22 protein-coding genes and 1 pseudogene are annotated in these 16,369 nt (G+C 65.5%); 12 read left to right on the top strand and 11 right to left on the bottom strand.

The window, feature by feature from the left end; translation table 11 throughout:
- Window positions 1–156: 156 nt before the first annotated feature.
- From ACEUEL_RS09995 to ACEUEL_RS09955, 9 genes are all read right to left on the bottom strand, one after another.
- Entirely contained in the window at window positions 157–1,236 is a 1,080-nt protein-coding gene (locus tag ACEUEL_RS09995) for a mandelate racemase/muconate lactonizing enzyme family protein (RefSeq protein WP_405704394.1), read from the bottom strand.
- Window positions 1,233–2,432 carry an aminotransferase class V-fold PLP-dependent enzyme gene (locus ACEUEL_RS09990; RefSeq protein ID WP_405704392.1) on the bottom strand — a complete coding sequence of 400 codons (1,200 nt, stop codon included), beginning with the start codon at window positions 2,430–2,432 and terminating at the stop codon, window positions 1,233–1,235. Before ACEUEL_RS09990 ends, ACEUEL_RS09995 begins: the two co-directional genes overlap by 4 nt.
- A complete protein-coding gene (locus ACEUEL_RS09985; protein WP_454892295.1) occupies window positions 2,429–3,187 on the bottom strand; it encodes an amino acid ABC transporter ATP-binding protein in 759 nt (252 codons plus the stop codon). Before ACEUEL_RS09985 ends, ACEUEL_RS09990 begins: the two co-directional genes overlap by 4 nt.
- Window positions 3,174–3,851 (bottom strand): amino acid ABC transporter permease, encoded by a 678-nt coding sequence (locus ACEUEL_RS09980; protein ID WP_405704390.1) that lies wholly within the window; start codon window positions 3,849–3,851, stop codon window positions 3,174–3,176. The genes ACEUEL_RS09985 and ACEUEL_RS09980 overlap by 14 nt, the downstream gene beginning before the upstream one ends.
- Before the next feature lie 2 nt (window positions 3,852–3,853).
- On the bottom strand, window positions 3,854–4,528 hold the full coding sequence (locus ACEUEL_RS09975) for an amino acid ABC transporter permease (protein WP_405704388.1): 675 nt from the start codon (window positions 4,526–4,528) through the stop codon (window positions 3,854–3,856).
- 2 nt (window positions 4,529–4,530) lie between these two features.
- Complete coding sequence (locus tag ACEUEL_RS09970) at window positions 4,531–5,340, bottom strand: transporter substrate-binding domain-containing protein (RefSeq protein WP_405704386.1); 810 nt, start codon at window positions 5,338–5,340, stop codon at window positions 4,531–4,533.
- A gap of 65 nt (window positions 5,341–5,405) precedes the next feature.
- On the bottom strand, window positions 5,406–6,365 hold the full coding sequence (locus tag ACEUEL_RS09965) for a LysR family transcriptional regulator (RefSeq protein WP_405704384.1): 960 nt from the start codon (window positions 6,363–6,365) through the stop codon (window positions 5,406–5,408).
- Between the two features lie 166 nt (window positions 6,366–6,531).
- A complete protein-coding gene (locus ACEUEL_RS09960) occupies window positions 6,532–6,795 on the bottom strand; it encodes an aspartate dehydrogenase domain-containing protein (protein WP_405706696.1) in 264 nt (87 codons plus the stop codon).
- A gap of 57 nt (window positions 6,796–6,852) precedes the next feature.
- Window positions 6,853–7,236: a hypothetical protein gene (locus tag ACEUEL_RS09955; RefSeq protein WP_405704383.1), complete on the bottom strand. Its 384-nt coding sequence runs from the start codon at window positions 7,234–7,236 to the stop codon at window positions 6,853–6,855.
- 56 nt (window positions 7,237–7,292) lie between these two features.
- Here ACEUEL_RS09955 and ACEUEL_RS09950 point away from each other — a divergent pair.
- From ACEUEL_RS09950 to ACEUEL_RS09940, 3 genes and pseudogenes are all read left to right on the top strand, one after another.
- Window positions 7,293–7,502 (top strand): annotated as a pseudogene (locus ACEUEL_RS09950) (transposase); the annotation flags it as partial.
- Window positions 7,503–7,561: 59 nt separating this feature from the next.
- Entirely contained in the window at window positions 7,562–8,116 is a 555-nt protein-coding gene (nthA, locus tag ACEUEL_RS09945) for a nitrile hydratase subunit alpha (protein ID WP_405704381.1), read from the top strand.
- Window positions 8,117–8,127: 11 nt separating this feature from the next.
- Window positions 8,128–8,535 (top strand): nitrile hydratase accessory protein, encoded by a 408-nt coding sequence (locus tag ACEUEL_RS09940; RefSeq protein WP_405704380.1) that lies wholly within the window; start codon window positions 8,128–8,130, stop codon window positions 8,533–8,535.
- Between the two features lie 66 nt (window positions 8,536–8,601).
- Here ACEUEL_RS09940 and ACEUEL_RS09935 read toward each other — a convergent pair whose 3' ends face one another.
- Together ACEUEL_RS09935 and ACEUEL_RS09930 are read right to left on the bottom strand one after the other, a co-directional pair.
- On the bottom strand, window positions 8,602–9,309 hold the full coding sequence (locus ACEUEL_RS09935; RefSeq protein WP_405704379.1) for a cysteine hydrolase family protein: 708 nt from the start codon (window positions 9,307–9,309) through the stop codon (window positions 8,602–8,604).
- An 87-nt stretch (window positions 9,310–9,396) separates the two neighbouring features.
- The gene (locus ACEUEL_RS09930) at window positions 9,397–10,335 is read right to left on the bottom strand and encodes a LysR family transcriptional regulator (protein WP_405704377.1); all 939 of its coding nucleotides are present in this window, start codon (window positions 10,333–10,335) and stop codon (window positions 9,397–9,399) included.
- Window positions 10,336–11,207: 872 nt separating this feature from the next.
- Between ACEUEL_RS09930 and ACEUEL_RS09925 the strand changes: the two genes are divergently transcribed.
- From ACEUEL_RS09925 to ACEUEL_RS09885, 9 genes are all read left to right on the top strand, one after another.
- On the top strand, window positions 11,208–12,512 hold the full coding sequence (locus tag ACEUEL_RS09925; protein WP_405704376.1) for a tyrosine-type recombinase/integrase: 1,305 nt from the start codon (window positions 11,208–11,210) through the stop codon (window positions 12,510–12,512).
- Between the two features lie 53 nt (window positions 12,513–12,565).
- The gene (locus tag ACEUEL_RS09920; protein ID WP_405704374.1) at window positions 12,566–12,862 is read left to right on the top strand and encodes a type II toxin-antitoxin system RelE/ParE family toxin; all 297 of its coding nucleotides are present in this window, start codon (window positions 12,566–12,568) and stop codon (window positions 12,860–12,862) included.
- A gap of 1 nt (window position 12,863) precedes the next feature.
- Window positions 12,864–13,157, top strand: a complete 294-nt coding sequence (locus tag ACEUEL_RS09915; protein ID WP_405704373.1) for an addiction module antidote protein — start codon at window positions 12,864–12,866, stop codon at window positions 13,155–13,157.
- A gap of 39 nt (window positions 13,158–13,196) precedes the next feature.
- Window positions 13,197–13,745 (top strand): hypothetical protein, encoded by a 549-nt coding sequence (locus ACEUEL_RS09910; protein WP_405704372.1) that lies wholly within the window; start codon window positions 13,197–13,199, stop codon window positions 13,743–13,745.
- A gap of 117 nt (window positions 13,746–13,862) precedes the next feature.
- Window positions 13,863–14,075, top strand: a complete 213-nt coding sequence (locus tag ACEUEL_RS09905) for a helix-turn-helix transcriptional regulator (protein ID WP_405704370.1) — start codon at window positions 13,863–13,865, stop codon at window positions 14,073–14,075.
- A gap of 10 nt (window positions 14,076–14,085) precedes the next feature.
- Window positions 14,086–14,376, top strand: a complete 291-nt coding sequence (locus ACEUEL_RS09900) for a hypothetical protein (protein ID WP_405704369.1) — start codon at window positions 14,086–14,088, stop codon at window positions 14,374–14,376.
- On the top strand, window positions 14,373–14,639 hold the full coding sequence (locus ACEUEL_RS09895; RefSeq protein ID WP_405704367.1) for a hypothetical protein: 267 nt from the start codon (window positions 14,373–14,375) through the stop codon (window positions 14,637–14,639). The genes ACEUEL_RS09900 and ACEUEL_RS09895 overlap by 4 nt, the downstream gene beginning before the upstream one ends.
- Window positions 14,636–15,223: a hypothetical protein gene (locus tag ACEUEL_RS09890; protein ID WP_405704366.1), complete on the top strand. Its 588-nt coding sequence runs from the start codon at window positions 14,636–14,638 to the stop codon at window positions 15,221–15,223. Before ACEUEL_RS09895 ends, ACEUEL_RS09890 begins: the two co-directional genes overlap by 4 nt.
- Complete coding sequence (locus ACEUEL_RS09885) at window positions 15,223–16,329, top strand: AAA family ATPase (RefSeq protein WP_405704365.1); 1,107 nt, start codon at window positions 15,223–15,225, stop codon at window positions 16,327–16,329. The genes ACEUEL_RS09890 and ACEUEL_RS09885 overlap by 1 nt, the downstream gene beginning before the upstream one ends.
- Window positions 16,330–16,369 lie beyond the last annotated feature (40 nt).

Raw genomic sequence — 16,369 nt, 5'->3', positions numbered from 1 at the left:
CATGCAGCCCCTAACGAAACCACTTCCCGTACACCATCCGGGTCTCTTTCCGTGCGAGGCGGAGATAGGCAAGCCGTTGAGCCAGATGCCGGAGGAGGGGTCGGCAAAAGATGATGGCGCGCCCGACGGTCGCTGAGTGCCTTCGCTCCAGTGCCGCTATATCTGGGGCTTGCTGAAGGTGGAGTAATCCAATTTCGCACCCAAGCCGGGCGTATCCGGTACGCAGACCTTGCCATCGATGACGCGCAGAGGCGCGTCCAACACGCCGATGGCGATCTCGGTGGGGACGATCTCCAGCCACTCGATACCCGGCGTCGCTAGGCTGAGATGCGCCGTGGCCAGCAGTCCCGGGCCATGGCAATAGCAATGCAGGGCCACTTCGATGTTGTGCGCCTCCGCAAGGGCGAGGATCTTGCGCGTTTCGCTGATCCCGCCGCATTTGATGATGTCGGGCTGCAGCACGTCGAACGACCGCCGCTCGATCGGCTGCACGAACCCCCCGGCGCCGTATTCGTTCTCGCCGCCCGCGATCCGGACCGGCGAACGGGAGGCCAGCCAGGCGATGCCGGCATAGTCTGCCATGGCCGAGACCGGTTCCTCCAGCCAGAGAACATCATGAACCGCCAGCACATGCGCCGCATCGAGCGCGTCGCGCGGGGTCCAGGCCCCTCCGGCATCGAACATCAGGGCGACGTCCGGGCCGATGGCGGCACGCACCTCGCCCGCGAAGGCGGGATCGCTCTGGTGTAGCTTGACGCCGCCGAAGCCGTCCTCGACGCAGCGGGCCGCGATGAAGGCGGCATCCCGGGGCGACCCATAGCGGGGAAGGCTCGCATAGGCCCGCAGATCGGGCCGGCATCGCCCCCCGAGCAGGTCGACCAGCGGCAGGCCCGCGCGCTGGCCGAGAATGTCCCAGAGGGCGACTTCGATGCCGCTGATCGCCATCATGGCAATGCCGGTGCGGCCGAACCGGAATACGTGGCGGCGCAGCGCCGCCGCCATGGCATGGATCTCCGCCTCCGGCTGACCGATCAGCAGCGGACGCAGATCGTCGCGGATGAGGGCCTTCACCGCCTCCGGTGCGAGCCGGAAAGCCTCGCCCGCCCCCACCAGGCCGTCATCGGTCTCGACCTCGATCAGCGTGTGCCGCGAGGCGGCGCCTTCATGAACGGCGGGAGGGAAGGCCGGGCGAGTCGGGATTTGCAGACAATGGACACGGACGTCGACGATGGTCATGGCGCGCCTCGCACGCTACGCGGCCAGCCGCGATACTGCGCGGCCATCCGGTCGCCACGTCGCTGCCGCGCCCGAGCCGGATCGATCGCCGGCGAGGAAGCGCAGCAGCCTATGATCGCCGCGAGTGCTTCCTCGAGTTCGGCGTCGCTCACCGGACGCATGTCGAGCAACAGATAGCCGAGATCCGCGTGCAAGGTGCGCAGCGCGATCTTGGGCGAGCCGCCGGCGAGTTCGGCGGCGAGGCTCCACGCGTTGCGACCGGTCAGCGACGGATCGACATGCAGTTCCAGCCGCGAGAACGGACCACCGGTCGGATCGCGCTGCCGCCGGGTACTCAGTCCGGGGACGGCAGCGAGGGCGGCTTCCGTACGCGTCAGCCGCGGCTCCGCATCCGCACCGATCTCCTCGCGGCGGCGGCGGCGCAGCGCGGCGATGGCGCCCGCGATGCCTTCCTTGCCGGTCTTCATGGGACGGCCGATGCCCGCTTCCTGGTGATGGGCCGCCTGCACCAGATCCCGCCGCCCGGCAACGATGCCAGCGGTTGGCCCCAACAGGGCCTTCTGCACACTGAACACGACGATGTCCGCGCCCTGTGCCAGCAACGCCCCCCAGTCGTACTCGGCAGCCGCATCCACGATCACCGGAACCTCCGCGGCATGGCAGACCTCGCAGAACTCCGCCAGCGGGATCAGCCCGTGCTGCACGGTGTGGTGCGAAACCACATAGAGCGCGGCCGTGACATCCGGGGTGAGCGCGGCGCGTAGCTGGAAGAGAGCGGCGCTGGTGGCGGTGCCGATCTCGACCACGGCCGCCCCCGACAGCCGGATCATCTGCGTCACGCTCGCCCCGAAATTCACTTCGTGTCCCTTCTGCAGGACGACGCGGTTTTTCATGCCGGTGGTGTCCGGCAACTGCTCGATACGGGCCGGGTCGAGGCCGGTCATCGTCGCGGCGACGGCGACGGTGATGCCGGCGGCCGCGCAGTTGGTCACAAAGCCCGCTTCCGCGCCGGTCGTCGCCGCGATCTCGGCGCTGGCCACCGACTGCAGCTCGTTCATCTCGACATAGTGCGGCAGGATGTCGTGCACGGCGCGGGCGATCTCGGGCGGCACCGCCGCAGCGCCATGCGCGGTCTCGATTCCCGCCAGGTTGATGATGCGGCGCAGGCCGTATTCGGCGAGGACATCGGTGCTCATGCGGACTTCGGCTTCCAGTGATGGCGAAGGATCTTCGCCGCGAAACGACGGGCGCGCTCGCTGTGGGGATCGTCGAGAACCTGCGAGGGCGGGCCGGCCTCGATGACCTGCCCCTCGTCCATGAAGACGACCTGGTCCGCCACTTCGCGGATGAACGCCATTTCGTGCGAGACGATGAGCATGGTCATGCCGTCGGCCGCCAGGAGGCCGATCGTATCCAGCACCTCGTTCACCAGTTCCGGGTCGAGCGCCGAAGTCACCTCGTCGAGCAGGAGCAGTTCGGGCTTCAGCGCAAGGGCGCGCGCCATCGCCACACGCTGCTGCTGACCGCCGGAAAGCTGGCGCGGATAGTGGTGCATGCGGTCGGCGAGCCCGACCTTTTCAAGCAACGCCTCGGCTTCGGCCTGGACCTCGCCGCGGGGCCTGCCCTTCGCCAGCACCGGCGCGATACTGACGTTCTCGAGCGCCGTCATGTGCTGGAACAGGTTGTACTGCTGGAAGACGATGGCGACGCGGTCGCGCAGCAGGCGCAGGCTTCCCGCGGAGCTGTAGTCGACCACGGTCCCGTTGAGCGCCACACGGCCCGCGCTCGGCTTCAGCAGCCCGATGATCGCCCGCAGCACCGAGCTCTTGCCGGAGCCGGAAGGGCCGATGAGGCCGACCACCTGGCCGCGGGACAGTTCGAGCGATACCCCGCGCAGGACCGGCATGGCGCCGTAGGCGGCATCAAGTCGGGCGATGCTAAGAAAGGACAAGCCGCTTCTCCAGGCGCTGAATGAGTTTCTCGGCGATCAGGCAGAGGATGTAGTAGAGGACCAGTACGGTGCCGTAGCTCAGAATGGCGGAAAAACCCTTCTGGTTGAGTATCTTGCCCGCGTAGGTCAGTTCCACGACGCTGAACTGAGAGGCGATCGAGGTCGACTTCATGAGCTGGACGAACTGCACCAGCGACGGCGGCAGAATGACCCGCCAGGCCTGCGGCAGGATGATGCTGCGGAGTTGCACCAGCCGCGGCAGGTTCATCGTCACCGCCGCGTCCCACTGGGTGGGGTGTACGGAGTCGAGGCCGCCCCGGATCGTCTCCGAGCCGACCGCCGCCGTCCGCAGGAACACGGCGAGCAGCGCGATCATGAAGCTCGAGAGGATGAAGCCCGCCGCCTGGAAGCCGAACATGACCAGGAACAGGAGCACGAGGAAGGGCAGCCGGCGGACGGTCTCGACGAAGGTCACAGCCGCCCAGCGCAGCGGCGCGATGTCGATCAGTTGCCGGGTCCGCACCAGTGCGATGCCGAAGCCGGCAAGGTAGCCGAGCAGGCATCCGAGGATGCTGAGCGTCAGCGTCATGCCGATCGCCTGCGCGAGGAACAGGAGGTTGTAGAAGCTGAAGAAGCGCGGCAACTCGTCGATGACACCCCACATGTCTAGAACACCCGCGCCCGTATGCCGAGGGAATACCGCCCGAACAGATACAGGGCGCAGGTCGACAGAACTGTCAGTAGAATATAGATCGCGCCGATGATGGTGAATATTTCGAATGAACGAAAGGTTTGCGAGTTTATGTTCATAGCTCGACCGGTCAATTCCTCCACTCCGATGATCGACGCCAGCGACGTGTAGAGAATGCTGACGATGAACTGGTTGGCGAGCGGCGGGAATACCGTGTGTACGACGTGCGGCAGGACGACGTGGCGCAGGATGTGGACGCGTCGCAGACCCAGCGTCTCTGCCGCATCCAGCTCCGATTGCTGGACACTGGTCAGCCCGGCCCGAAAGATGCCGGCGAGATAGGCCGCCTCGGCCAGCATCAGCCCCAGCACCGCCGCCCAGAAGGGAGACACGAACCAGCCGATCTCGCCGAGGCCGAAGAAGATCAGCAGGATCTTCACCAGCTGCGGCGTGTTTGTGAAGAAGTTGCGGTAGAAGCGCAGCGGGTCTCTGACCCATGCCGGGCCGCCCTGAATGCCGATCGCGATTGCCAGCCCCAGCACGGCGCCGCCGACGAACGCGCACACGGCGAGTTGCACGGTCACCCAGGCGCCGCCAAGGAGGTAGGGCAGGAACGGCCAGACCTGCCCGAAGTTGAACGTGTACGTCATGGCTAGAAGAAGGGTGACACCGGCACCGGTGTCGCCATCGGCTTGCCGAACCACTTCTGCCAGGTTTCTAGGATGGTGCCGCTGTTGTGCAGTTCCCAGATGGCGATGTTGAGCCACAGGCGCAGCGTTTCATTGCCCTTGGCGACGGCGATGCCGTCGAAGCTTGGCGCCAGTTCCGGGGTGGCGACGATGCGCCACTTCACGTCCGGGTAGGTCTTGGCGACCCGGGTGCTGTCGATGAGATCGACGATGGCGTCCGCCCGTCCCTGAGCGACGGTGCGGTCGCGGTCCGGGATGTTGTCGAGCAGGAGGAACTTGGCCTTGGGAAGGCGGGCCTGAACCGCCGCGAGCACTGCCGTGCCGCGCGACATCGCGATGGTCCGGTTCTCCTGGTTCAGGTCGTCGAGCGTGGCGATGCCGGTGTCTTCGCGCGTGATGATACCGTAGCTGTTTCCGGAGATCGGCACGGTGAAGTCGATGACCTTGGCGCGCTCCGACGTGCGTGTCATGCCGCCCATCGACGCGTCGATGCGGTCGCTGGCGACGAACGGAATGCGCTCGGGCCCGTTGACGTTGACCAGAACCAGCTTGACCCCCAGCTTCTGGGCAATCGCGCTGGCTACGTCCGGATCGAAGCCGACGATCTCGTTGCGATCGTCCATCTGCGCACGCGGCGGGATGAGTACGTTTACGCCGATACGTATTTCGCCGGCGCTCAGGATGTCCTGCAGGGAGCGCGCCTGAACCGGACTGAACAGGGTCAGGCACAGCAGCCCTGCGACAAGTATGGGAAGCGCCGAACGCCCTCTCATCGAGTGAATTCTCCTCTGGCTACGGTATCTCCATCATAGGGAAGCCACGCTTACTGAAAACATCATTATATGGACTTGGCAGTTCGGAAAAACCGATCTGGGGGCCCCGCCAGAAGTCCATCGCGGCAGGTGCCGATGAAGGCCTCGGTTTTGCGCGTGGCACGCATGCCGCGCGGCTGGGCAACACCGAGCGTCAGGGGCGGAAGACTGCCGCGGAGGGCGCGTATCGAGAGAATCTTGCCATCCACGGCGCGGTCGTTGATCGAACGCTCGTTTAGCAGGCCATATCCGAAGTCGTTGGACGCGAGTGACTTCACCATAGCGAGGGCGGTCGTGCGGTGCGCGATCCTCGGGGCGACCCCCTCCAGCTGGAACAGCGACAGGTAGTAGTCGCCGGCAACGGGGAGATCGAGCAGGATGAGGTCGTAGGGGGCCATGTCCGCCAGGCTCACGGTCTCCTGCGGAAATCGGGCGGCAAGCGCCGGTCCCAGGAGGATGTAGGGCGGCAGTGTCATCAGTGGATGGAAGTCGGTCTCGCGGTCGAGATGCATCTGGTAGATGATGGCGAGATCGAGCTCGCCGACCGTGAGGCCGCGCAGCAGATCAAACTGGTCGCCGACCTTCGACGCGATCGACACGCCCGGATGGCGTTCGGTGAAGCGGCGCATCAGTCCCGGGAGAATGATCGGGGCGATGGTCTTCACGCAGCCGATCTGAAGGGTGCCGGTGAGGCCCTGCCCGAGCCCGGCCGCGCCCTCCTCGAATTCCCGCGCGCTGTCCAGCAACTGCCGCGCGGATGCGATGATCCGGACGCCATCGGACGTGGGACGCACGCCGTGCGCCTTGAGGCGGACGAACAGGCGCAGGCCGAAGCTTTCCTCGAGCTGGGTAATGGCCTCCGACACCGAAGAGGGGGCGACATGGAGGATCTGGGCCGCTTGCTTCACCCCGCCCGCCCGCGAGACCGCCACGAGATAGACCAGTTGCCTCAGGGTGAAGCGCGGATTGCCGTGGCCTGAGATCATCTACGTTCACCCCTGACGTGCTTCGATCACCGGAAGCGGCCGATAGTTTCGCTTTACGACGGACGACCATAGCCCGCGGCGGCCGGCGGGCATCGCGGCCAAAAGCAGGAAACGGGCCACGGGCCGCTCGAGGCGCGCGCGACCGTCTTGTCGACCTGCGGGCCCGTCAGGCCGGGACGACGCAGGCCGCTTGGCGTCGGCGCAACGCCGCGAGGACGCTCATCGGAGGAATCATCGCCGTGCGGGGGTGCACGGGGCTCGGCTGGTTGCGCATCACGAGGTGCAGTTCGCCAAACCGCCCGGCCGCATGAACCTCGATGACATTTCGTGTCTCGCTTGGGTCGGCAATGACTTCGACCGTGGTGGCGTCGAAGCCGATGCCGGCGAGCGCTACCGCGGCAGCAACGTTGGAATTGCGGGGAAAGCGCAGCGCGGTCTGCCGTGCGGTGGTTTGCGACAGGATGCGAGGTGCCTCGAGCGCCGCACCTCAACCGCGTCCAGCAGTGCGTGGGCGGGTTTTTCGCTGGATGACCTTCACATACTCCAATCCGTCCTCGCGCGCTGCGGAAAGCGCATCGAGCGCCGCCACCGCGCCGCTGGCGAAGAAGAGCCGGCCTCCGCCGCGCGCGGCGCTCTGGCTGATTTCCGCCTCCACAACCGCTTCAGCCATGGCCGCGGCCGAAACCGCCACCACGTCGATTCCCGCGCCCAGGCATCGCGGGACGACGCTCCGGAAAGCCTCGATGCCGGCGGCTCCACCACGACGTGGGGAGCAAGTACGAGCAGTTCGGAGATGTTGCAGAAATGCGGCACACCTCGCCACGTCCCCTGACCGGATCGGGTGAGGATGCCAGCTAGGCCGTGGCCCCATAAATTTGCGTGCCTGAGCGTGTCGTGATTCAAGCTCCGGAACCGGGAGCTTGAGAGATGCGCCGTCACGAACTGACCGACGAGGAATGGGCGATTATCGCTCCGCTGCTGCCGAACAAGGTGCGCGGCGTGGCTCGGGTGGATGACCGCCGGGTGATAAATGGCATCCTGTGGCGTTTCCGCACCGGTGCGCCGTGGCGGGATGTGCCGGAGCGCTACGGTCCGCGTACAACCCTCTACAACCGCTTCGTGCGCTGGCGGGCGGCCATCCGCATGGTCACGACGGCCATCATCATACGCACAGCGCCGAGAAGCCCTGGCAGGCGGTGCGCACCGAGGCGGTCGAAGCCCTGCTGACCGAGATCGGCATCGTCGATCCGGCACGCGTCGACGCGATCGTCTCCTATTACGAGGAGAAGATCGGGCCGAAGTCCGGCGCGAAGGTCGTCGCCCGGGCGTGGACGGATCCGGCCTTCAAGGCCCGCCTGCTCGCCAACGGCCTCGAGGCATGTGCGGAACTCGGGTTGGGCGGTCCCGAGACGGAGTATCTCCATGTCGTGGAGAACACGCCGACCGTGCACAACGTCATCGTCTGCACGCTCTGCTCCTGCTACCCGTGGACCATCCTCGGTCTTCCGCCGGCTTGGTACAAGTCGAGCGCCTATCGTTCCCGCATGGTGCGCGAACCGCGTCGGCTGCTGGCCGAGATGGGGCTTCCGCTCGGCGAGGATGTCACTATCCAGGTCTGGGACAGCGTGTCGGAGATCCGCTACCTGGTGCTGCCGGAACGGCCGGCCGGCACCGAGCATATGAGCGAGGACGAACTCGCCGCCATCATCAGCCGCGACGCGATGATCGGCGTCGCGCATGTCACGCTGTGAGGACCGCTCGCATGCACTCTGACATTGCTTCCGGTCTGTCATTGCTCCTCGCCCGGCCGCAGGCGCCGGACGCCGTATTCGCCGAGCCCTGGGAAGCCCGGGCGTTTGCCCTCACGCTCGCGCTTTCCGAACGGGGTCTGTTCACGCTGAACGACTTCCAGGCGGCGTTGATCGGTCGCGTCGGTAGCTTTGAAAAGGCGAACTGCATCGTCGACGAGACCGACTACTACACCCGGTGGATCGAGGCGTTGGGCGACATGCTTGCCGCGCGCGGTCTGCTTGCGGAGGATCGTCTCGCCGATATCGAAGTGCAGGTCGTGGACGACGCGGCCTCGCGCAAGGCTCATCAGCATGGCACCGCGCGGGACGAATTCGGCCAACTGAAGATCGCACCGATCGTCGTCGACAGGGCGGTGTAAGACTGGAGCATATGCCAACAAGCATGCGCAGCATGCTGATCGAATCACGCGTTCTCTATCAATGTGTTAGCTGGCCGCTGCCCGGCCATCTCGCTGGCCGCCCAGGGCTTCGATCACCTCGCCGCTCGGGGCCGCCGCTCCGAAGATGCCGCCTTCCGCGCAGATTGAGTCGATCGCGGCGATGTGGTTGGCCTTCACCGTCGCCGCACAACAATCCGAGATCAGCAATGGCTCGTAGCCCCGATCCACCGCATCGCGGATCGTGGAATGCACGCAGACGTCGGTGGTCACCCCGCAAACCAGCAGATGCCGCACGCCCCGCGTCACGAGAAGGCGATCTAGATCGGTCGCGTAGAAAGATGAGAAGCCGGGTTTGTCGATCACCGGCTCGCCGGGCACTGGGGCCAGTTCCTGCACGATGTCCCACCCCGCTTCTCCGCGGATCAGCAGGCGGCCCAGAGGCCCGGCGCTGCCGATCTCTCCACCGCCGACGCGGGAGCGGAATCGCTTCTGCGGCAGCAGATCCGTCAGGTCGCCTCGATGCCCCTCGCGGGTGTAGATCACGAATCCGCCCCAGTCGCGGACCGCCTGCCGCAGAGCCTGGATGCGCGGTATCAGCGCCTGCGCCGGGGCCACATCATATCCCATCGTGTCGATATAGCCGCCGGGTTCGCAGAAATCCCGCTGCATGTCGACGATGATGAGGGCGGTGGTGCGGGGGACGAGATCGGCGGTGTGGGGCCAGGCATAGGGACGGGCGTTGACGGTGAGCATCGGGAAAGCTTTCCGCAGGTCGGCACGAGGATGTGACGTCCCTCGAAGAATTTCACCGGCTGACCTTGTCGCGCGCTAAATCGGCCTTCAATGCGCGAGCTTCAATATTTTCATCGGCTCAGCCGATGTATCAGTGAGGATCTCCTGCGCCATGGTTCGGGCCAGCGGGCTCATCTTGGCGCGATCGCTGCGGTGGACCATCGATATCTGAGAACGTCGGGTATAGCTGCGTTCGATCAATACGCGCATATCGCCACCGTCGATCCAGCGCGCGGCATAGTGATCCGGCAGGAAGCCGATGTGGTGCCCGGCGAGAATTAGGAACGCCGCCGCTTCAATGCTCTCGACCTCTGCGGTGATGCTTTCGCGCTGGTCGGAAAGGAAGAAGAAATCATCGAGTTGAAGGAAGCTGCGCACGACCTTCTCGGCACTCCGGATCCGGGAGAACAGCGTCAGGTCGCCGTCGGTGTCATAGAGCGGGTGGCGGCGGCCGCAGACGAGCACGTCACGTTCGCGATAGAGCGGGTGATAGGTGAGGTTTGCCTCGGGTTCGGAGAAGATCCCGACGCCGATGTCGATCTTGCCGGCCCTGACGCCCTGCTCGATCTCCCGCGGGCCAAGGACATCGACGATCAGGTGGGCGCGCCCCTCGGTACGCTGATGGAAACGATCAAAGGCACTGACGAGGGGGCAGGTTCGATCACTTACCAGGTTGTCGATCAGGGCGAGGCGGATGGTGCCCAGCCCGTGACGTGCGTTTCGCGCGACCTTGGTCTCGAAATGCGACAGGGCCGCCAGAAGCGCCGTCGCTTCCCGCACGAAGGCCTCGCCTTGCGGCGTGAGCTGGAAACCGGCCCGCCCGCGACGGCAGAGTTTGTAGCCGAGCCGCGTCTCGAGCGCGGCGATCTCGGTGCTGATGGTGGACTGCGCGAGATTCAGTATCTCCTGCGCGGCGGAGAAGCCTCCGCTCTGAACCACAGCCAGGAAGACCCGGATCTGTCGTATGTCCGTGGCGCCGGTTTTCACATCCACTCCTTGGTTCGCGCCGCGGGAAGCGCTTGCCAGCCCTCACAATGCTTCGCGCCAGGCCGAAAGCATGACCCGGCACAAACCAAACCAGCGCCTGCGGTTCCTCGCCGCCTGCGGGCTGAAACAGAGTGCGCTATGCAAGCGGTGCTTGGAAAGATCGCTGATGGCCGTTTCGCCCCGCGGGAGCAGTTGTTTCAGACCTCATTGAGGTAAGTGGAGTTGAATACCGTTACCGCCCCTCGGAGATGGACTCTAGCCGCGGATTGCCCAGGGGCGGGGGCCGCGGCTGAACGCATCAGAAGCTTCAGGCCATTAGCTACTCGCTCAGCACTCATCGAAGAAGCACATGGCAGATCGCTCACACGCCGCTTCTGGGCCTATCTAGCGTGAATCGCCTGGCCCAGCGACATGACTGCACTGGCGCCCTCTCCGGAGGAAGTCGAGGCCACGCGCGCGGCGCTGCGAGCCTTGATCAACATACTGTGCCGGCGACGGCACGGGCGCACGTGCTCCGCAGGCGGCGAAGCGGCAAATGATTGACGGAGCGACACTGCGCGTCGGTGGCGACAGCGTCCGCGGAGGGAGGGTGGATCGAGGCCGCACGTTCGGCTTAAGATGTTGATATTCCACAAGAAATATGGCGCGCCCGAAAGGATTCGAACCTATGACCCTCAGATTCGTAGTCTGTCGACTTACGTTTCCGTACCTATCCTCACGTTTCCTCGAGTGTCAATAAACGTAGGTCAGGAAGGGGTTTTCATGATCCAGTCGTTCCGCATGTTTCCCGTGGCTTGGGATTTCGGTGGCGACACGGTGGCGATTCTGATCGAGCGCTGATATGCCTGCTCCGGGGCAAAGTCGGGATCGGCATGGCGACCAAGCTGACGAAACGTGCGGTTGATGGGCTCGAGCCTCGGGAGAAGGCCTACGTCGCTTATGATGCTGATCTCAAGGGCTTCGGCGTGCGTGTCCTATCCACTGGCGCGAAGTCCTGGGTAGTCGAGTATCGCCCCGGTGCCGGGGGGCGGTCCGTTGCAAAGCGGCGTATCACCATAGGCGCCACAACCATGCTGACGCCGGACCAGGCTCGGGCGAAGGCGAAGGATTTGCTTGCGCAGGCGAGGCTTGGTGCGGACCCGGCAGGCGTCCGGGCTGCCGAGCGGCGGGCAGTCTCGTTGAAGGAGGTCGCCGCAGCCTTCCTGAAGGAGCACGTTGAGGCCAAGCGCAAGCCGGGCACGGCTGCGTACTACCGTGACATCATCGATCGCCTCATCGTGCCAGAGCTCGGCAGCCGGAAGGCTGAGGCGGTCACGACGCCGGAGGTCGCGAAATTTCACGGCCGCCTTCGTGATACCCCGGTGCAGGCAAACCGCATGCTCGCAGTGCTCGGCAGCCTGTACGGCTGGGCAGCGAAGAACAACCTAGTGCCTGCAGGCGCGAATCCTGCCGCTGATGTCGAGCGCTACCGCGAGAATGGCCGCGAACGCTTTCTCACACCGGAGGAGATGGGCCGGCTCGGCGAGGCGATCCGCGAGGCGGAGACGACCGGCATCCCGTGGCAGATCGATCCGAGCAATCCGAAGGCCAAGCACGTGCCCAAGGCGCAGCAGCGCACCATCATCGATCAACACGCCGCCGCGGCGTTGCGCCTGCTGCTGCTGACCGGGTGCCGGCTGCGTGAGATTCTGCATCTCAGATGGAGCGAGGTCGATTTCGAGCGGGGCCTGCTCCTGCTGCCCGACAGCAAGACGGGACGGAAGGCCGTGGTGCTGAACGCGCCGGCGGTCACGTTACTTTCAAGCCTGCCGCGCGTCGGTGCGTTCGTTATTGCGGGCGCATCCGCCGGTACGAAGGAGGAGCGGCCACGCTCGGACCTGAAGCGACCGTGGTCAGCGGTCTCAAGGAGGGCAGGGCTCTCCGGAGTGCGACTGCACGACCTCCGTCATACCCACGCGTCGATCGGCGCCGGTGCCGGCCTGGGGCTGCCGATCATCGGCAAGCTGCTCGGACACACGCAGGCGGCGACCACGCAGCGCTACGCTCATCTCGACAACGATCCGCTGCGCCGCGCGTCGGACCAAATCGGTAGCGCCATCGTCGCGGCGATGGATGGGACGTCGCCGAAGCCGAAGCGGAGGCCGCCCCTTTCCACTCGCAAACTGCCCAAATCGTAACCCATAAGCTACAAATTGCTTGGCAAATCGTAACCCATGAATTACGTTCCTTCATGATGGAGGTTCGCCAGAGTGCCGACTACGCGGCGTGGTTCGCATCGCTGCGGGACGAGCGCGCGAGGTCTCGGGTTCTTATCCGGGTGCGTCGGCTCTCGCTCGGCAACCCAGGCGATGTCAAGCCGGTCGGGGAGGGCGTAAGCGAGCTGCGTGTCGACTATGGACCGGGCTACCGGGTCTATTTCGCGCAACGCGGCGAGGCTTTCGTGCTGCTGCTTTGCGGCGGCGATAAGCGGACGCAGGAACGGGACATCGCGAGGGCGAAGGCCCTGGCGAAGCAGTGGAGGGAGTGACATGGCATTGGAGACGACGCGCTGGGATGCGGCCGATCACCTCGATAGCCCGGAGGCCATCGCCGCCTATCTGGAGGCCGCTTTCGAAGACGGCACGCCGGCACTCATCACCGCCGCGTTGGGCGACGTTGCGCGTGCTCGCGGCATGACCAGCCTTGCCCGCGATACCGGGGTGGCGCGGGAGGCGCTCTACCGGGCTCTGAGCGAGAACGGCAATCCCGAGTTCGCGACGATCCTGAAGGTGCTGGGGGCCCTCGGGCTAACGCTGACCGTCGGGCCGGCGAAGGCCGCGTGACGAGTCGGCCCGTGGGCGCACGCAGGGAGCGGGGCAGCGATGAAGAAGGCGGCAGCGCAGTACACTGGTGACCTCGCGACGCCGATCGAGCGGCGCGACGTATCGATATCGTTGCTCGACGATCCGCACGAGCGCGACGCGCAGGTGCAGGCGGAAAAGCAAAGGATCGCTGCGGAGCTGGAGCACCGGTACGTGCTGCTTATGGAGCACTATGGCGTGCCGACGGATCGGGGCATCGAGAGCATGGCGATGCTTGCGATTGAGCTCGCTCGCGAGCATGTACCTGGCTTGCGGATCGGCACCGCGACGGTGGCGCACCGCCCGCAGGCATGGACGAGCGCGCGCAAGGCTCGCCTCGTAGCGGACATGGTCGAGTTGATGGCGGTCGGAAAGACCAAGGCGGACGCGGCGCGAATGCTGATCAAGCGTGAAGATTATCGCGCGCTGGGCGGCAGCGCGGCGAGTCTCGCGAAGCGGTACGACGAGGCCAAAGACGATCCGCTCGTGGGCGCCGTGTACAGCATCGCGAAAAGCCTGCCCGCGGCGGCCTTCGTGACAGCTATCAGGGGGATGACCGAAAAGGGGTAACCGACTTCTCGGATATCCGAGAAGTCGTACCATAGTTCTCGGGCATTTGAGGCTCGCGATTTATCCGCATGATCTCCGAAAGCGCCGCGATTGGCGGCAACAGTTCGGGGATCATCGATGACCGCCTTGCAAAAGCTCTTGGACACGAACGAGGCCGCGCAGATCGTCGGGCTCGGCAAATCCACACTCGACAAACTCCGCATATCCGGCGGCGGGCCGCGGTTCGTGAAGGTCGGTGGTCGGCGCGTCCTCTACGACCCGGCGGACCTTCGCGAGTGGCTGGATGGGCTGAAGCGCCGCTCGACGTCTGACCGCGGCGCGGCGGCGTGAGGGCGAGGCGATGGAAGCCGTCAGCTTCGCCCTCCTCGCTACGCCTGCGGGAAAGGCGGCCGCCGCCGCCCTGTTTGGTACCACCGTCACGTGGCCCGACTGCACGGCGGATGCAGCCTATGAGGCGGCTTGGTCGGGCGCCCTCGATCGTGTCGAAGCATCGCTCGCACAATCGGCCATGGGCGCTGGCATATCCGACCCCGTGCTTGTCCGCGAAATCCAGGACCAAGGCATTGCCGCCTTCTCGGACGAGTTCGACCGGCTGAACGGGGCGTGGATCCAGCCCGGAGGTCGCGCATGACCACCGCGCCGGCGCTGCCGCTTGAAATTGCGACCATCCGCAAGTCGGCGCGCGAGAGCCTGTCGGTCCGGCTTTGCGAATACGAGGGGCGCGCGTACCTCGATATTCGAACCCTCGACATCGCCAGCGGCAGCAATCCGGCCTTCACCAAGAAGGGCGTGACCCTGGCACCGCGGCTCATCGCCGAACTTCGCGCGGCGCTCGACGAGGCTGAACGGCAGGCGATCGCGTTGGGACTGCTGACCGACGGGGCGGGCCGATGAGCGCCATCGTGCTGCCATTCCGGGAGGACTTGCCGTCAATCGCTGAGGCGACATGGCTGCCACTCCCGATGGTGGATCGTGACGAACTCACCATGCTGCGCGGGGCAGGTGTGAGCGAATACATGCTACGGGACGTCAAAGCGTTCGCGTGCACCTTCTTTCTCGCCAACTTCTTCGAGCTCGCCCAGATCCCCGGCGACGGCGAACGCTGCTTCATCGTGCCGATCCGCGATGCCCGCGAGGAGGTCATCGACCTCGCCGCGTGGCCGATCACGAATCCTCGCCATCTCGCCCGTTGGTCCGGCACCGGATCCATGCTCGGCGAAGGCCTCGTCGGCAACCCTGCCACGTTCGCGTACGGGCAAGCGCTCCCGGTTTTTCGCAGCGCACTAACATGGCTGCAGCACGAGGCGCGCGGCATCGTGATTATCGACATGCCGACCGCGGCGAGAAAGCTCGCGGACGCTCCCGCACTCGTCGGCGAGGATGCCGCGCACGCCATCCAACTCTCCCGCGATCTGGCTCCGCGCGTCGGAAAAGACAGAATTTACGCGCCTCGCCCAGACCGACAGGGAGCCGCGTGATGCGCGTCGACGATCTGGTGCCGGTGGCCGTCATGGAGCGGGAGCAGGCAGAGCGCCGCCGCCGGTTCCCGCTCGTGCCCTTCGCCGACATCGCCTTATCGACGGCGCCTTCATACTTGGTGCGGGGCCTTCTCTGCTCGACCGGCCTCGCCGTGATCTGGGGCGCCGCCAAATGTGGCAAGTCGTTCTGGCTCTTCGATCTTTTGATGCATGTCACGCTGGGCTGGCCCTATCGCGGCCGGAAGGTTCGGCAAGGTCTTGTAGTCTATTTGTGCCTCGAGGGCGCTTCCGGTTTCCGGGCGCGAAAGGTTGCATTCGAGAAAGAATTTCTCCGCGACTACGACGGTGACGTGCCGTTCTTGCTGGTCGCGACGTCGCTGGACCTGATCCGAGAGCACAGCACCCTCATCACGGATATTCGGGCCTCGCTGGGCGAGCTCCGCCCCGCGGTCGTCGCCATCGACACGCTGAACCGCAGCCTGGCCGGGTCGGAGAGTGACGATAAGGACATGCCGGCCTACATCCGCGCTGCCGGCGCGATCGAGCGAGCCTTCGGCTGCCTGGTGGCGATCGTGCACCACAGTGGACTGGATGGCACCCGCCCGCGCGGGCACACCTCGCTGCTCGGCGCCGCCGACGTGCAGATCGCGGTGAAGCGGGACGCGGCCGACCAGATCGTTACCACGGTCGAATACGCCAAGGACGGGCCCGCCGACGACACGACGACCTCCCGGCTGCGAGTGGTCGAGGTCGGCGTCGACGATGAGGGCGACCCGATCACCTCGTGTGTGATCGAGCCGGCCGAACAGGCCGCCACGCCCGAGCGCGGCGCGGCTCTTCGCCTCTCCAAGGGCGCCCGGATTGCCCTCGATGCCCTTCGCGAGGCCATCGGCGACATGGGCCAGCCGGCGCCCGCATCGAACCACATTCCGCCTCAGGTTCGCGTCGTCAATGCCGACAATTGGCGACAGTATTTCTATAGAAAAACGCCGTCCGACAGCGAGACGCCGAGGGCACGGCAATTAGCATTCAAGCGCGCGGCCGAAGCTCTCCAAGCCTCGAGCGTCATCGGCGTGTGGGATGAACTCGTCTGGATCGCCAGATGACGACAGTCTAACGGGTGGCGAACAAATCAAAATGTTCGCC

It is taken from the genome of Ancylobacter terrae (assembly GCF_045108345.1).
GTDB lineage: Bacteria > Pseudomonadota > Alphaproteobacteria > Rhizobiales > Xanthobacteraceae > Ancylobacter.
This window is presented reverse-complemented; position numbering and strand designations above follow the sequence as displayed.

Excerpts from the sequence above, each read along its gene's own strand:
- ACEUEL_RS09920 (WP_405704374.1), top strand. The coding sequence starts at position 12,566 with ATGATGGAGGTTCGCCAGAGTGCCGACTACGCGGCGTGGTTCGCATCG.
- ACEUEL_RS09980 (WP_405704390.1), bottom strand. The coding sequence starts at position 3,851 with ATGTGGGGTGTCATCGACGAGTTGCCGCGCTTCTTCAGCTTCTACAAC.
- ACEUEL_RS09940 (WP_405704380.1), top strand. The coding sequence starts at position 8,128 with ATGCACTCTGACATTGCTTCCGGTCTGTCATTGCTCCTCGCCCGGCCG.
- ACEUEL_RS09975 (WP_405704388.1), bottom strand. The coding sequence starts at position 4,528 with ATGACGTACACGTTCAACTTCGGGCAGGTCTGGCCGTTCCTGCCCTAC.
- ACEUEL_RS09885 (WP_405704365.1), top strand. The coding sequence starts at position 15,223 with ATGCGCGTCGACGATCTGGTGCCGGTGGCCGTCATGGAGCGGGAGCAG.
- ACEUEL_RS09915 (WP_405704373.1), top strand. The coding sequence starts at position 12,864 with ATGGCATTGGAGACGACGCGCTGGGATGCGGCCGATCACCTCGATAGC.
- ACEUEL_RS09965 (WP_405704384.1), bottom strand. The coding sequence starts at position 6,365 with ATGATCTCAGGCCACGGCAATCCGCGCTTCACCCTGAGGCAACTGGTC.
- ACEUEL_RS09905 (WP_405704370.1), top strand. The coding sequence starts at position 13,863 with ATGACCGCCTTGCAAAAGCTCTTGGACACGAACGAGGCCGCGCAGATC.
- ACEUEL_RS09970 (WP_405704386.1), bottom strand. The coding sequence starts at position 5,340 with ATGAGAGGGCGTTCGGCGCTTCCCATACTTGTCGCAGGGCTGCTGTGC.
- ACEUEL_RS09955 (WP_405704383.1), bottom strand. The coding sequence starts at position 7,236 with ATGGGGCCACGGCCTAGCTGGCATCCTCACCCGATCCGGTCAGGGGAC.
- ACEUEL_RS09935 (WP_405704379.1), bottom strand. The coding sequence starts at position 9,309 with ATGCTCACCGTCAACGCCCGTCCCTATGCCTGGCCCCACACCGCCGAT.
- ACEUEL_RS09895 (WP_405704367.1), top strand. The coding sequence starts at position 14,373 with ATGACCACCGCGCCGGCGCTGCCGCTTGAAATTGCGACCATCCGCAAG.
- ACEUEL_RS09990 (WP_405704392.1), bottom strand. The coding sequence starts at position 2,432 with ATGAGCACCGATGTCCTCGCCGAATACGGCCTGCGCCGCATCATCAAC.
- ACEUEL_RS09900 (WP_405704369.1), top strand. The coding sequence starts at position 14,086 with ATGGAAGCCGTCAGCTTCGCCCTCCTCGCTACGCCTGCGGGAAAGGCG.
- ACEUEL_RS09890 (WP_405704366.1), top strand. The coding sequence starts at position 14,636 with ATGAGCGCCATCGTGCTGCCATTCCGGGAGGACTTGCCGTCAATCGCT.
- ACEUEL_RS09925 (WP_405704376.1), top strand. The coding sequence starts at position 11,208 with ATGGCGACCAAGCTGACGAAACGTGCGGTTGATGGGCTCGAGCCTCGG.
- ACEUEL_RS09995 (WP_405704394.1), bottom strand. The coding sequence starts at position 1,236 with ATGACCATCGTCGACGTCCGTGTCCATTGTCTGCAAATCCCGACTCGC.
- ACEUEL_RS09910 (WP_405704372.1), top strand. The coding sequence starts at position 13,197 with ATGAAGAAGGCGGCAGCGCAGTACACTGGTGACCTCGCGACGCCGATC.